This window comes from Nitrobacter sp. CN101, from assembly GCF_055390255.1.
In genome coordinates, this window is sequence record NZ_AP038833.1 from 3,770,421 (window position 1) to 3,784,364 (window position 13,944).

The following is a 13,944-nucleotide window of genomic DNA, read 5'->3' on the forward strand; positions in this document are numbered from 1 at the left end:
CCGTCCGAACAAATAATAACCGATGCATCCCGCAGCACAAACTCACTGAAGAGTGAGCAACCAACATCAGAGATCGGAATTAGAATGGTCTTACAGGTCGCGGCAAGGCCAGGTTGCTTGCCCTTGCGTCTGGTCTTGATCGTGATCGTTTCCGAAGGGACGAACTCGCGCCTTCCGGCGGTCAGAGATCAGTCCACGAAAGGGAGACGACGAACATGGCCACTTATTATCCTATCGACGACACCTCACACCAACGACCAGGAGCGGTCGCCGCAGACGGACAGGTGATCCGGCACATCAGCTTCTCCGACCTGCTTGATGCGTTGCGGCTGGGCTGGGAAGACTTCAAGGCGGTTCCCAGCCACGCCATCGTCCTTTGCGTTATCTATCCCATAATCGGAATTCTGCTGTGGCGTATGGTGCTCGGCTACTCGGTTTTGCCGATGATGGTTCCGATCGCCGCCGGCTTTGCTCTTATCGGGCCATTCGCGGCGCTTGGACTTTATGAACTGAGCTATCGGCGCGAGCTCGGTATGGACGCGTCAGCCTGGCACGCATTCCGCGTGCTGCGGGCGCCATCGTTTGGATCGATGCTTGGACTGGGCGCGCTGTTGCTCGCTATTTTTGTCGCTTGGGTGGTAACGGCGCACGCGATCTACGTGTCCACCTACGGCGATATCCCGGCTTCGGCAATTCCCGACTTCTTCACGCAGGTCTTCACCACGTCCGAGGGCTGGCGCATGATCATGATGGGCGTCGGCGTCGGGTTCCTGTTCGCGGCCGTTGCCTTGTGCATCAGCATTGTGTCGTTCCCGCTGATGCTTCATCAACACGCCGACATGAGCGATGCCATTCTGACGTCGATGCGCGTGGTCGCGAAGAATCCAATCGCGGCCGTGGAATGGGGTCTGATCGTTGCTGTCCTGCTGACGCTCGGGTCGATTCCCTTCTTCCTCGGTCTCACGGTCATCATGCCGTTGCTGGGTCATGCGACGTGGCATCTCTATCGCAAGGCGATCGAGAGTCCTTTAACGTCGTCAGCGCATGAGCCCGAGCAAATTGAGAGAGAACAGCGTTACGCGGCCGATTTCCCGTCCGTCTTGTTGCCCCCTTACGGGCGCAAGCACCGGTTCTTCGATAGTTCGGATTGATGGAAAGAGGTTCGCTCTCGCAAGAGCCGTCTCGATGGCAATCGAGGCGGCTGGTGCGCGCGGATCGCTCAACACAGACTCCAACCGATCATCGTCTTCAGATAGTCTTGGAAAGCCCCGCTCCGGCGGGGTTTTCTATTCCGGCCGCAAATGCGCTTCGATCAACTCACGAGCTGTTTCGTAGACATGTTGCACAGCAGGATCGGCACCCTGTTGCATTTCAAGCAACATCAGGGCGTTTTCATAAATCTCCGTGGCATCTTGCTGAGTCAGGACGCCGCGGTTGACCAGCGCAGGAATGAGCGACGCCAGAAGCGATGACGAAACCAATTCGGACGCGGCAACAGATTCGAGCGGGTCTAGGTCAGGCACTTTTCGCCTCCAGGGTTGCGGCTCCGCTATTGCTTTGACGTGGGTTTTCTAAGTGGGGCTGTCAATTACCGAATTTGATGCATCCGTTAGCAGGAGCTTACCGTTATCCACGCTGATCAAGCCGCGCTCTGCAAGCAACGTCAAATCATCGCTCGATGGCGCGAGCAGCTTGCGCCCCGCTCGGATGTCACGCAACACCCAGCGAAGTCTGATTGCGGTATCAATGGGGAGGTCGTGGAGAGATCTCGGCCCCGCTGGTTGGCCTTGGCCTTCATCATCGCTCATCGAATCCCCTTGCGCGTCCTCGGCGGGGTTTCCAGGTTCTGTGCCGAAACGGTACTTGCAAACCGCCGTCCGCATCACCGATCACTTATTCGTAGGGAGATCGCAGATCCCCGTGCCCCGAATAAAAGCCCATTCTCGTAGTGTCTACGGTCATGCAGCTAAATCGATGATCTCCGGCGCCAAGCGCGACAAACGTCAGCGTTTGCGGAACCAAGCTGCGGTGTCGCTGCGATACGACACGAGCCCGTGTACGAAGATGGCACCTTGTTTGCCGCTCGATTCTCTCCTACTTTGACCGCAATGAGCCACAAGCGGCACCTCCGATTTCTCCCTCTCGCAAGAACACTCATGTTTCTGGCGGTGGGTGCGCTTTTGCTTCAGACTATGTTGATGTCGATTTCTCAGGCTTCGGCTGCCTCTGGCGTACTGCCTGAACCAGCCGTTGTCCTGAACGGTTCCATGCACTACCACGGCCACCTCGCAGGTCATGTGCATGTCCATCATGGTGACATCGCCGAGGGCCACGTTCACAGCCCAACCGATCACGACCATGATGGCGCCCTCCCGCCTTCGTTCTGCATGCTGTTCTGCGTGTCCGTTACCATTCCGACTGCACCCATTTTGGCTGATCCGTCTGGGTTTGTTGGCGTTGCCCAACTGCCTCCATCGGAGCGCGCGGACGGCATCGATCCGGGCGCTCTGATCCGCCCGCCAAGTACCCCCAGCATCGCGTAGTCCGGGCGGCCCTTTCGGCTGCCGCAAATTCGCGTGTCTGAAGGGGTTTTCAATGTTCCTGAATCAATGCTGCCCGCGTGGGCAGTTCGTAAGGCTTGGCGCCATTGGATTTGGCTGTCTGTTTGCCTTCGTGCTCAGTCTTTCTGTTTCGGCCGCCCATGAGGGGCACGATCATGGCGACGATCAAAAATCGGCAGCCGCCTCGTCTGCGTTTCCTCGGGTGACGGCGCAATCTGATCGCTACGAGGTCGTCGGTATCCTGAAGAACGGCAAGTTTTCGATATTCGTCGATGACGCGGTGTCCAACCAACCGGTCACGGATGTCACCGTGCAGGTCACGATCGGTGACACGGAAGCCATCGAAGCCGAGCGAGGCCCGAACGGCTATACAATTCCCGCTCCTGATCTGGTCCGTTCCGGATCGACGGAGATGATCTTCTCGATCAATGGTGGAAAAGGTGACGACCTGCTCGTCGATTCCTTTACCCCCTCCCAGCCGATCGAACCGAACATGCGGCGCAATTCGACACGGTTTTCTCCGATGGGGACCGCGGGATCCCTTGTTTTCGCGGGAATCATCCTCGGGCTGCTGTTCGGCTATCTGAGACGTCGAGGACGGCGCAACGCGTCCTACATCGCCGGGCTGACATCTGGAGCTTGCGTGTTTCTGGCAGCCGCCGCATCCGCCGGATTGCAGAACGCAGGAATGTCGGCCAGCACGCCACAGCTACAAGCTCAAAGCGATGCCCCACGACGGCTGCCGGACGGCACCGCGTTTGCTGCCAAACCGACGCAGCGCCTACTTGATATTCGCACGGCTACCGCCGAGCCCCGAACCGCACGGCCAGCATTTAACTTGATTGGCCGCATTATCGGCGATCCAAACCGCAGTAGCATTGTCCAAAGCATTTACGGCGGCCGCATCGTCCCCAACGACGGAACGTTGCCGCGTATCGGGCAGAAAGTCACCAAGGGAGAAACGCTTCTCCGGATCGAACCTTATCTGCCCGTGGCAGACCGCACGACGATTTCCGAGAAGATGGGGGAAATCGAGCAACTCATCGCGGTCGCCGAAACCAAGATCAAACGTCTGCGGCCATTGGTTGAACGCGGTGCGGCACCGATGGGGCAGCTCAACGATCTTGAGAGTGAACTGGCAGGATTGCGGGCCCGACGCGAGACCATACGCAACTCTCGCGGTGACTATGAGCTTTTGCGGGCATCGACCGATGGCGTCATCACAGCGGCCAAGGCCGTGCCTGGTCAGGTCGTTCAGGCGCAAGACATTCTGTTCGAAATCGCCGATCCTCAAGGACTCTGGGTCGAAGCATTGGCCTACGACGAGCTTGATCCCGCGGGTCCTGTCCAAGCGACGGCGTCAGATTCGGACGGCACCTCGTTTCTTTTGTCCTATCTCGGAACCAGCCGCGCCCTGAGACAGCACGCGACCGTGGTTCATTTCTCCATTCCGGAACCTCTTTCGGGCCTTCGCATCGGCCAACCCGTCACCGTGCTCGTCCAGGGCGGCAGGGTGAAGCAGGGTTTGATCTTTCCACGCGATGCCGTGGTGAAGAGTAACAACGGCGAGAGCGTCGTCTGGGTGCATGTCGCCCCTGAACGTTTCGAGCCGAGACCCGTCCGGATAGAGCCGCTCGATGCCAAAAACATAATCGTCACAGCCGGCCTCAATGCCTCCGATCGGGTCGTCGTGCGCGGCGCGGACCTCATCAACCAGATCCGCTAGGAGCCATCATGTTCAAGCTCATCGTGCAGACAAGTTTGCGCAATCGCCTGTTCGTACTGGCAGCAGCGGCAGTCCTGATCGCTTACGGCCTGTTCGTGCTTCCGCGCATCTCGATTGACGTCTTTCCGGATATCAACCGACCGACAGTCAGCATCCTGACCGAGGCGGAGGGGCTTGCCCCGCAAGAAGTCGAGCAACTCGTCACGTTTCCAATCGAAACCTCGATGAACGGCATGCCCGGCGTCCTCCGCGTCCGTTCAGTCTCCGGCGTAGGGCTTTCGGTGGTTTACGTCGAATTCGATTGGGGCGTCGATGTCTACCGGGCGCGTCAGTTCGTTTCGGAACGCCTCGCGCTGATCCGCGAGCAATTGCCCACATCCGTGAATCCACGAATGGGTCCGGTCACCTCCATCATGGGCGAGATCATGTTGATCGCGCTCACCACGGAGGGCAAGGCGTCGGCGATGGACGTGCGTGAGATCGCCGATTTCGTGGTCAGGCCGCGGTTGCTCGCCATTCCGGGCGTCGCTCAGGTCATCCCCATCGGCGGCGAGGTTCGGCAATATCGGGTGACGCCGAACGTTGCCACGATGCAGGCCCTTGGCGTCACACATGAACAGATCGAGCGAGCTGTTACACGTTTCGGCACCAACACCGGTGGAGGATTCGTTGATCAGCACGGCCGGGAATTCCTAATCCGGAACGTGGGGCTAACGAGGAAGATCGATGACCTTGGCAATACCGTTGTTGCGGGCCGCGACCATCAACCCATTTTGCTGAAGCAAGTGGCGCGGGTCGATTTCGCTCCGCGCGTCAAGCGAGGCGATGCCGGCTACAACGGCAAGCCAGCCGTCATTGTAAGCGTCCAGAAACAACCCGCGTCGGATACCGTGGTACTGACCCGCGAGATCGAAGCCACACTGCGAGATTTGCAGCTTACGATGCCTGCTGGAATCTCCGTCACAAACGTCCAGTTCCGGCAGGCCACGTTCATCGAGACCTCGATCCGCAATGTCGAGCGAGTCCTCGTTGAGGCCTCGATCGTCGTCGCCGTGATCCTCTTCATTTTCCTGCTCGATGCGCGTGCGACGGTCGTATCATTGACCGCCATCCCGATATCGATCCTGGTGACCGCTCTGGTTTTCGGCGCCTTCGGACTCACTATCAACACGATGACGCTCGGAGGCCTCGCGATTGCGATCGGCGAACTGGTTGATGACGCTGTCGTCGACGTCGAAAATATCCTACGACGGCTTCGGGAGAACCGCGCGCAGCGCAATCCCCGACCCGTTCTCGAAGTAATCGCGCAAGCGAGCCAGGAGATCCGCTCCGGCATCGTCTATGCAACGATGATTACCGTTCTGGTTTTTGTGCCGTTGTTCGCGCTTCCCGGAATCGAGGGGCGGCTGTTCACCCCACTCGGTATCGCCTACATCGTTTCCATATTGACGTCTTTGCTGACGTCGGTGACCGTTACACCCGTCCTCTCCTACTATCTGCTCTCTGGAAAGGCTCGTTCGCGCGAGCGCGACAGCATCATCGTGCGAATGCTGAAGCAAGGCAATCGGCGGCTCCTCGCCTGGGCGTTCGATCGCTGGAGACTCGTTCTCAGCGCAGTCAGCATTGCGGTTCTGGTTGCTGGATATGCCGCGGTCATGTTGCCGCGCAGTTTCCTCCCGCCCTTCAACGAAGGCACGCTGGTGCTATCCCTTCAGTACAATCCGGGCATTTCGCTAGTGGAGTCGAATCGTCTCGGCCTTTTGGCCGAACAGCTTCTGTCGCGCGTGCCGGAGGTGAAATCAGTCGGACGCCGAACCGGCCGTGCCGAACTCGATGAACATGCCGAGGGCGTGCATTACAGCGAGATTGATGTCGATCTGACTCCATCGACACGGCACAAGACCGATATCTACGCTGACATCCGGGACAAACTGTCAGCCTTACCCGCCTCCGTCGCAATCGGACAGCCAATCAGCCATCGGCTTGATCATTTGCAGTCCGGCGTTCGCGCCCAGATCGTCCTCAAGATCTATGGGCAAGACCTCGATACGCTGCGCCAGTTGGCGGAAACCACCCGCCAGCGGTTGTCACCAATCTCCGGGCTGGTCGATCTCCAGGTGGAGAAGCAGGTGCTCATTCCGCAGGTACGGATCCAGGTTGATCACGAGCGCGCCGCCCTCCACGGCCTGACGCCTGCGGCAATCACGCAGGCACTGGACACCCTCTCGAATGGTCGCAAGGTCTCGCAGATCGTCGACGGCAATCGACGCTTCGATGTCGTCATGCGTTTGTCCGATCAGAACAGGTCGACCAGCGGCCTCCGGGATCTCCTGATTCCGACGTCGTCCGGGTTCATCCCCTTAAAGGAGCTCGCGGAGGTCACCGAGACCGACGGACCGAACCAGATCCAGCGAGAAGGCACGCAACGCAGAATCGTTGTTTACGGAAACGGCGACGGACGCCGCGACATGACCGAGATCGCGTCAGACATCCGGCGCGCCTTGGCCGAGATCAGCTTCCCGCAGGGTTATACGACCAACCTCGAGGGAGCGTTCCAAGCACAAGAGGTAGCGGCATTGCGGATTGGCATTCTGTCGTTGGTGTCGCTGTCGATGATTTTCATCGTTCTTTACGGGCGATACCGATCGGTTGCGCTAGCGTTCATCATCATGGGTGGCATCCCCCTGGCGTTGATAGGTAGCGTGATCGCCTTGACCATCACGAGTGAGCCATTGTCGGTCGCCTCCATGGTCGGCTTTATCACACTCGCGGGCATCTCGGCCCGCAACGGCATCTTGAAGATATCCCACTACGTCAATCTTGCGCTTCATGAGGGTGAACGCTTCGGCCGCCGCCTGATTGTGCGCGGCAGTCTGGAACGGTTGAGTCCCGTTCTCATGACGGCGCTTTGTGCAGGCCTTGCACTGACGCCTTTACTGTTCGGCACCAATGAGCCTGGCCGAGAAATACTTCATCCCGTTGCTGTCACGATCTTCGGCGGTCTGCTGAGCGCAACGGCCCTCGATACCGTCGTAACGCCTGTCCTGTTCCTGTTATTCGGCCAAAAACCCTTGAACCGCCTTCTGACCGAACACACCGCAACTTCCGAACTAGCGGAAGCCTTCTGACCCTCACCCAACCCCAAACAGAGAAATGCAATGCAGAAATATATCTTCCTGGCCATGATCGTCACCCTGGCAGCCTCTGTCGGCCCAGCTACGGCCCAAACGAAGAAAGGCAATAACGACGGTCCGGTCGTCACCTCGCAGGGACATGCGATCGAGTTCGTCCACAAGGGAGGGGAGATGATCTTCTATATCGGTGATCATGATGGATCGCCCCTGCCGACCAAGGAGATGAAGGGCCGCGCAACGGTCCAGCAAGGCGGCAAGACTGTCACCGTGCAGCTCAAGCCAGTTGATCCTAACATGATGGTCGGCAAGGCCGAGACCGAACTGGCGCCGCAAGTGCGGGTCGTGTTCTCGGGCAACGTGCACGGTCATTCCCTAACCGCTCGATATACGGTCGAATAAGCGATTGTTATTGCGAGAGTAGCCGCAAAAATGGTCGGCGACTGCCTCATGTCCCGCGCCGTTCGTTTCTTGTGACCATGGACCTGATCCGGGCGTTGGCAGCGATCGCGCTGCCATTCGTAATGCAAGTCTGCTGGCCTCATTTGGCGAGCGGGATGCGTGGAAATGATCTACTTCGCGTGAGCGCAGAAGCGCGCGGCGTGTGTCCGGCAGCCGTCCACATGGACCTTGCTGGCGGTGCGATATCGAGTCCATTGACTTGCTGCCGTTTGCACGAGCACGTCAACGGCGGAAGTTGCTGGGAATAAAGAGGCAGCGGGCGACAAGCCTGCGAACCGCCCGACGTCGGAACGCTGACCGGCGTCGAAACCACGGGAGGGAGCACATGGAGACGGCACGCTCGATGACGGCTGGTAGTCCGCTCAAGCCGTTCTACAAGCATCTCTACGCCCAGGTGCTCACCGCCATCGTGCTTGGCGTCCTGCTGGGGCATTTCTACCCGCATCTCGGAGAGGCCATGAAGCCGCTGGGCGACGGATTCATCAAGCTGATCAAGATGCTGATTGCGCCGATCATTTTCTGCACCGTCGTGCACGGCATCGCCGGCATGGACGACATGAAGAAGGTCGGGCGCGTCGGGATTAAAGCACTGGTCTATTTCGAGGTCGTCACCTCGCTCGCGCTAATCGTAGGCCTGATCGTAGTCAACATCCTGCAGCCCGGCGCCGGCATGAATGTGGACACCCACGCGCTCGATACCAAGTCGATCCAAGTCTACACCACGAAGGCCGGCCAGCAGGGTACGGTTGAGTTCCTGATGCACATCATCCCCAATACGGTGGTGGGGGCCTTCGCGGAAGGCGAGATCCTGCAGGTTCTGTTGTTCGCGATCCTGTTCGCCTTCGGCCTGTTCATGATGGGCGAGCGCGGCCGTCCCGTCCTGGCTTTTATCGACATCGTCTCGCATACGTTCTTCGGGATCGTCGGCATCATCATGAAGGCGGCGCCGATCGGTGCATTCGGCGCGATGGCGTTCACCATCGGAAAGTACGGCGTGGGCGCTCTGCTCCTGCTAGCGAAGTTGATGGCGTCCTTCTATCTGACCTGCGTGATCTTCGTGATCTTCGTGCTGGGCGGGATCGCGTGGCTCGTCGGCTTTAACATCTTCAAGTTCATCAACTACATCAAGGAAGAACTTCTAATCGTGCTCGGAACATCGTCATCGGAGTCGGTGCTGCCGCGCATGATCGAGAAGATGGGAAATTTGGGCTGCAAACAGTCGGTCGTCGGCCTCGTGATCCCGACCGGCTACTCCTTCAATCTGGACGGCACCTGTATCTACCTGACCATGACGGCTATCTTTCTTGCGCAAGCGACCAATACCGAACTGACTCTTTGGCAACAGCTCGGCATCATCGGCGTGTTGCTGCTCACCTCGAAAGGCGCCGCCGGTGTGACCGGATCTGGGTTCATCGTGCTGGCCGCGACGCTCGCGTCCGTCGGCACAATTCCAGTTGCCAGCATTGCGCTGATCCTGGGGGTCGATCGCTTCATGTCCGAGGCGCGTGCGCTGACCAACTTGGTTGGCAACGGTGTCGCCACCGTCGTGATTGCCAAATGGGAGAACGCGCTCGACGAAGAGCGCATGCACAGGGTACTCGATCAGAAACCGGAACTCGAAGCGTCCGAGCCCGAAGTCGCCATGGGGCCGCCCGATCCGTTGCTGCCGCAGGCACCGACCACCCATACCACATCCTGAGGCAGCGCGCGTCCCCAGCTTCTTGTGTGGCTTCTTGATCGACGACCTCAGGCCAGTCGAACATTGTCCGCGTTAACCGTATCCCCAAATCTTGTCGCGTAACCGCGACGGCGGATCAACTTCTGCCGCTAAGCCGCCCCATTGGATCTTTGCAATATCTCTCGACCTTTGGGAGTTTTTTCCGACGGCCTTTGAGTAAGGCTTTCCTCTTCGGGAGCGTGAAATCAGATGAAAGTGGCTCTCGTCCTTGTTGGTCTCGATACACTCACCACAATGAAATTCGAGACACCGCCGTGCACGACAAAGCGGATGAGCGAGCCGTCCGCTGATGGACTATCCCAAGCATTGAATCTTTCAACGCGATGGCAAACCTAGCCCAACGATTCATTTGGATCGAGCTTGCCTGCGGCAACTCGCGGACCCTCGCACATACGTCCGAGCAAACAGGCCGTATTGATGAAATACGGCCACCTCGTCCCGACGAGCGTGGGTACGTTGTCGCGGCGAGGGACTGGCTGTCGGCGGAGTCCATCACGCTCGTTCTTGGAGTGGCAATTGGTCTGGCTTTCGTCGTAAGTTTCGTCCTGTTTCGTGACACCCAATTGAACGGGACAATCGACAAGGCGGTCACGAGGGCTTTGGTCGAGCGCATTATTATCGCCGAGTCTAATGGTGACGCGAATGCAAGGAACAAGCGCTCGAGCGCGACGGGTGCCGCCCAGTTTGTTGACGACACGTGGCTCGAAGCCATTCGTAGGCATCGACGCGATCTGATTGCGGGGCGCAGCAAGAAGGAAGTTCTGGAGTTGCGGCGAGATCCCGAGCTTACGCGAGAGATTGCCGCGCAGTTGATCGACGAATATGCCGCGATGCTAGACAAGCGCGGTCTGCCGATTACGCCCGGTTCTCTTTATCTTGCCCATTTCGCGGGACCCGCGGGCGCCGTGGCGCTATTGTCCGGCGCAGAAAATGCCGATGCTGCTTCCCTTATGGCTACCGCTGACGCGACGGGTCGGACGACACGCGAAAAAATCGTCAACGCCAATCCGTTCCTCAAGGTGCTAACCGCCGGCGACATCAAGAGGTGGGCCGACCGCAAGATGACACCGATCAATTCTCCAGGGCGCTTGTGAGAAGTTCCACCCGCCGCGCTAGTTCCTCGGAGAAGGGCGTTTTGAAGAGGATGCCCTTGGAAATTTCGTTGTCACGCTTCATTTGCTTGGCGGTGTCCATGCCCCCGCCATTGATGGAAGCCTGAGACTTGACCCGGCCTTTGGAAGCTTGAGACTCCTCGCTCGTGGCTGTTACCGGCGGCATTGCCATCTTGCTCGGCGACTCCGCGGCCGCCGATGAGATGAAGCTTGCCGACCGGGACTTCGTAGGCAAGGGTAACTCCCCGAGCAGCGCCTTGCCCTTCGGCACCGTCTTGCTACCTTTCTTCCGCTTGGCCATCGGTACCGCCGAGGTCAGGTCAGTCCGACCCGGCGTTCGAGCGCCAGGTCGGCCGCTTTTGTCAGTGGATTACGGAGCTTGTTTCGTCGTGGAGAAGAAAGAGACCATCGCGCATCACGAGGCAGGACACGCCGTGATCGCACGCGTGCTGGACATCCCGGTAAGCTACGCGACCCTCGATGCACTCGACGGCGCTGGCGCCGTCGTGACGACGTCCAGCGCGACCCACCTCGCCCTGGACGACCTCGAGACGCCGGAGAAGTATGCCATTGTCGCGCTGGCCGGCCCGCAGGCCCAGCATCACTATCGTCCCATGTCCCTCGCGGCCCAGAATCACGCGTGCGAGGGTGGTTGGCGCGTGGATCGCGCCAACGCGACCAGCCTCCTGGCGATGCTGGTTTTGCGGCAGCACGGCAAGCCGGCGGTGCCGGGCAGCTACGTTGAGTTGGACGGCCCCGAGACAGAGGAGTTCAGCCGCCTATTCAGCCGTACAACCCAAAAGACTGCCGATCTGGTCGAGGAAAACTGGCCTGCAATCCAGCGCGTCGCTGCGGCCCTGCTAAGCCGTCCCGGGCTTACCGAAGACGATATCGACGCCCTAATCGCGGCGCACGACAACTAGATCCTAATGCATATTGGCATCTCACGGCCGCGGCGCACGCCTGTTCGAGATAGCGCACAATTAGAATGGGAGCGTCACGTGCGAAAACCAGCGTGTGACATAATCGACAATCTCCGCCACTCGCTTCACGACTGGCGGGATTAGAAGCGCTCCACCTGCAGCGACCGCCGTTCCGGCCGCCACGCCGAGGGTCTTTCCAAAATGGCCCACCATGTGCAGGGCACACCTGCGCAAGCAATGCTCGCAGCTCGTCCAATCGATCTTGAATCGCGCGGCGTTGAGAAACGTAACCGCCGCGATGATCGTCCGGCGCGTGAACGCGTACATCTCTCAAAACGAATTATAGCTTCTTGTGGCGATCGGCGAGCGCGGTCAGGCGTGCGCGCCCAATCCTTCGAGTTGCGCATCGACGAATTGCGTAAGTTGCTGCCTGAGATTTGGCGATGGTACGGCGACCATGCGGTCTTCGAGCCCGAGCGAAATGATCCCGTGCGTGGCTGAAAACATGGTTCGCGCGATCAACAACAGCTCATTGGGATCGCGCTTCGATAAAAGCCGCGAGAGCGGCGAATACATCAGCGCGAACGCCTCCATGACCATATCGAGAATATCTTTGGGAAATGGGCGGTTTTTCTCCATACGATGCTCAAATAGCGATCGGAGCAGATTCGTGTGCTCCGCGGCGAACTCGAGATAACCGGTCGCCAAACCATGGAGCTGGGCGCGCGGATCGTCGCTGGGAACCATGCGTAGTTTCGATGTGAGCAGCTGAACCGTCTCGCGGTTCACGGTCAGAATCAGGCCGTCAAAGTCACCGAACTCATTGTAAACGCTCCCAATCGAGCATTCCGCGGCTTCGGCAACGTCTCGAACTTTCAATGAAATCAGTCCCTTAGACGCGATAACGCGCCTTGCGGTATCGAGCATCAGTGTGCGCCTGCGACTTTTTTTCTGATCGCGCAAAGATTCTTCTTGAACAATGTTCATTTTTCCCGTACCGATTTTTGAACAATGTTCAAAATAGCAGGAGGCCCTTGAATATGCAAACGGTCGTTCTTGAAAACATAGCTCTTACCGCTGTCGACGATACCCATGCCCTCGCGACCGGCGTCGGCAGGATTGCTGTCAAACTCGTCATGAAGCTCCTCCTATCTCCAATCGACCGGATGGCCCAAGCCAGCGACGTTGCGGGCGTGCTGGTCCACCGCCGCAAGCGGCAGCAGGCAGGAAAACGACGTTGCCCGTTTTCTTTCGGCCACCTGAAACACCTGACGTGAGGCCGACCGATGCGCCAATCCCTCTTCCGACTGTTCGACATACTGAGTGACCTGTATCGGCAATCGTTATCCCCGATAACAAGCCTGAATCGTTCACTGGCGGCGGCTCATCAGTCTCACATTGCGGCTCGGCGCGCGCTTGCGATAGCGATCGCCGAGGAAGCCCGGGAAGCAGATCGCCGCCGCGTGCTCACGATCAAGACACAGGATCTGGAGCAGCGTGCCGTCGAAGCGCTCCGGGCCGGCCGCGACGATCTGGCAACGCAAGCTGCCGAAGCAATCGCAGCAATATCCAGCGACATCCGTGCCACGGAGCAGGCTTCAAAGCATTTCGCTGCGGAAGTTGCCCTCGCTCGCCGCGAGGTCGATGCTCAACGCCGACGTTTATCGGATCTCGATCGCGGCCGCAGAATGGCCCGCATCGATAGCGCTCTGACCGGCACCATCCACGGTTCGGAAACGGATCTTGACAGCTTCAGTGAAGCGGAAGTCGCGTTGGAGGCAGTCAGGGCAAACAACCAAAACGCTCGTGCCATAAGGCACGAAATGTCCCGACCGGCCGAGCATCTGATCGAGCGGATGTCGGAAGCCGGATTTGGTCGTCCAACCCATATTCGCGCATCCGATGTTCTGGCGCGACTTCGCAAGGCTGCCGAGCAGCCGGTTCCAGCTTTGATTGAATCCAACCTGAAGTCTTAACGAAGGAGCTACTATGTCACAGCATATGACGCATTCCGATCGTCCCACCAGCGCATGGGTCAACTTTTCCTACATCTGCTTCGTAGCATCTGTCCTGATGGTGGGTGGGGGTATTTTCGCGCTTCCGCTGGATTGGTGGACACGCGCCTACTTCGCAATGGGAATGGGGATGTTGATTCAATCCTGCCTAACGCTCGCCAAGACGGTTCGTGACCTTCACGAGAGCAGCCGCATGATCAACCGGATTGAGGAAGCGCGGACGGAAAAGCTTTTGAGCGCCGAGCGGGCTTGACACCAAAGTCTCTAAACCGCGGC

15 protein-coding genes are annotated in these 13,944 nt (G+C 58.8%); 11 read left to right on the top strand and 4 right to left on the bottom strand.

Annotated elements, in window-relative coordinates:
* Positions 1-215: 215 nt before the first annotated feature.
* A complete protein-coding gene (locus ACZ5IL_RS18800) occupies positions 216-1,151 on the top strand; it encodes a DUF2189 domain-containing protein (protein ID WP_464593853.1) in 936 nt (311 codons plus the stop codon).
* Between the two features lie 135 nt (positions 1,152-1,286).
* Here ACZ5IL_RS18800 and ACZ5IL_RS18805 read toward each other — a convergent pair whose 3' ends face one another.
* Positions 1,287-1,523 carry a hypothetical protein gene (locus ACZ5IL_RS18805; protein ID WP_464592445.1) on the bottom strand — a complete coding sequence of 79 codons (237 nt, stop codon included), beginning with the start codon at positions 1,521-1,523 and terminating at the stop codon, positions 1,287-1,289.
* Positions 1,524-2,198: 675 nt separating this feature from the next.
* On the opposite strand from ACZ5IL_RS18805, the gene ACZ5IL_RS18810 reads away from it, so the two are divergent.
* The 6 genes from ACZ5IL_RS18810 (at position 2,199) to ACZ5IL_RS18835 (ending at position 10,712) form a co-directional block, all read left to right on the top strand.
* Positions 2,199-2,543 carry a hypothetical protein gene (locus ACZ5IL_RS18810; protein WP_464593854.1) on the top strand — a complete coding sequence of 115 codons (345 nt, stop codon included), beginning with the start codon at positions 2,199-2,201 and terminating at the stop codon, positions 2,541-2,543.
* A gap of 52 nt (positions 2,544-2,595) precedes the next feature.
* Positions 2,596-4,287: an efflux RND transporter periplasmic adaptor subunit gene (locus tag ACZ5IL_RS18815; protein WP_464593855.1), complete on the top strand. Its 1,692-nt coding sequence runs from the start codon at positions 2,596-2,598 to the stop codon at positions 4,285-4,287.
* A gap of 8 nt (positions 4,288-4,295) precedes the next feature.
* Positions 4,296-7,415, top strand: a complete 3,120-nt coding sequence (locus ACZ5IL_RS18820; protein WP_464593856.1) for an efflux RND transporter permease subunit — start codon at positions 4,296-4,298, stop codon at positions 7,413-7,415.
* A gap of 30 nt (positions 7,416-7,445) precedes the next feature.
* Positions 7,446-7,820, top strand: coding sequence for a hypothetical protein (locus tag ACZ5IL_RS18825; protein WP_464593857.1), 375 nt, complete (start codon positions 7,446-7,448; stop codon positions 7,818-7,820).
* Positions 7,821-8,205: 385 nt separating this feature from the next.
* Positions 8,206-9,579, top strand: coding sequence for a dicarboxylate/amino acid:cation symporter (locus ACZ5IL_RS18830; protein ID WP_464593858.1), 1,374 nt, complete (start codon positions 8,206-8,208; stop codon positions 9,577-9,579).
* Between the two features lie 362 nt (positions 9,580-9,941).
* Positions 9,942-10,712, top strand: coding sequence for a lysozyme family protein (locus ACZ5IL_RS18835; protein WP_464593859.1), 771 nt, complete (start codon positions 9,942-9,944; stop codon positions 10,710-10,712).
* Here the strand turns inward: ACZ5IL_RS18835 and ACZ5IL_RS18840 are convergent.
* Positions 10,690-11,031: a hypothetical protein gene (locus ACZ5IL_RS18840; protein WP_464593860.1), complete on the bottom strand. Its 342-nt coding sequence runs from the start codon at positions 11,029-11,031 to the stop codon at positions 10,690-10,692. The two genes, ACZ5IL_RS18835 and ACZ5IL_RS18840, sit on opposite strands and share 23 nt — an antisense overlap.
* On the opposite strand from ACZ5IL_RS18840, the gene ACZ5IL_RS18845 reads away from it, so the two are divergent.
* Positions 11,024-11,653 (top strand): hypothetical protein, encoded by a 630-nt coding sequence (locus ACZ5IL_RS18845; protein ID WP_464593861.1) that lies wholly within the window; start codon positions 11,024-11,026, stop codon positions 11,651-11,653. The two genes, ACZ5IL_RS18840 and ACZ5IL_RS18845, sit on opposite strands and share 8 nt — an antisense overlap.
* Before the next feature lie 60 nt (positions 11,654-11,713).
* Here the strand turns inward: ACZ5IL_RS18845 and ACZ5IL_RS18850 are convergent, their stop codons facing one another.
* Together ACZ5IL_RS18850 and ACZ5IL_RS18855 are read right to left on the bottom strand one after the other, a co-directional pair.
* A complete protein-coding gene (locus tag ACZ5IL_RS18850; protein ID WP_464593862.1) occupies positions 11,714-11,980 on the bottom strand; it encodes a hypothetical protein in 267 nt (88 codons plus the stop codon).
* Positions 11,981-12,025: 45 nt separating this feature from the next.
* The gene (locus tag ACZ5IL_RS18855; RefSeq protein WP_464593863.1) at positions 12,026-12,580 is read right to left on the bottom strand and encodes a TetR/AcrR family transcriptional regulator; all 555 of its coding nucleotides are present in this window, start codon (positions 12,578-12,580) and stop codon (positions 12,026-12,028) included.
* Positions 12,581-12,693: 113 nt separating this feature from the next.
* On the opposite strand from ACZ5IL_RS18855, the gene ACZ5IL_RS18860 reads away from it, so the two are divergent.
* The 3 genes from ACZ5IL_RS18860 to ACZ5IL_RS18870 are packed head-to-tail and all read left to right on the top strand — an operon-like array spanning position 12,694 to position 13,921.
* Positions 12,694-12,930, top strand: coding sequence for a hypothetical protein (locus tag ACZ5IL_RS18860; protein ID WP_464593864.1), 237 nt, complete (start codon positions 12,694-12,696; stop codon positions 12,928-12,930).
* A 9-nt stretch (positions 12,931-12,939) separates the two neighbouring features.
* Positions 12,940-13,629 carry a hypothetical protein gene (locus ACZ5IL_RS18865; RefSeq protein ID WP_464593865.1) on the top strand — a complete coding sequence of 230 codons (690 nt, stop codon included), beginning with the start codon at positions 12,940-12,942 and terminating at the stop codon, positions 13,627-13,629.
* 13 nt (positions 13,630-13,642) lie between these two features.
* Positions 13,643-13,921, top strand: coding sequence for a YiaA/YiaB family inner membrane protein (locus ACZ5IL_RS18870; protein WP_374708883.1), 279 nt, complete (start codon positions 13,643-13,645; stop codon positions 13,919-13,921).
* Positions 13,922-13,944 lie beyond the last annotated feature (23 nt).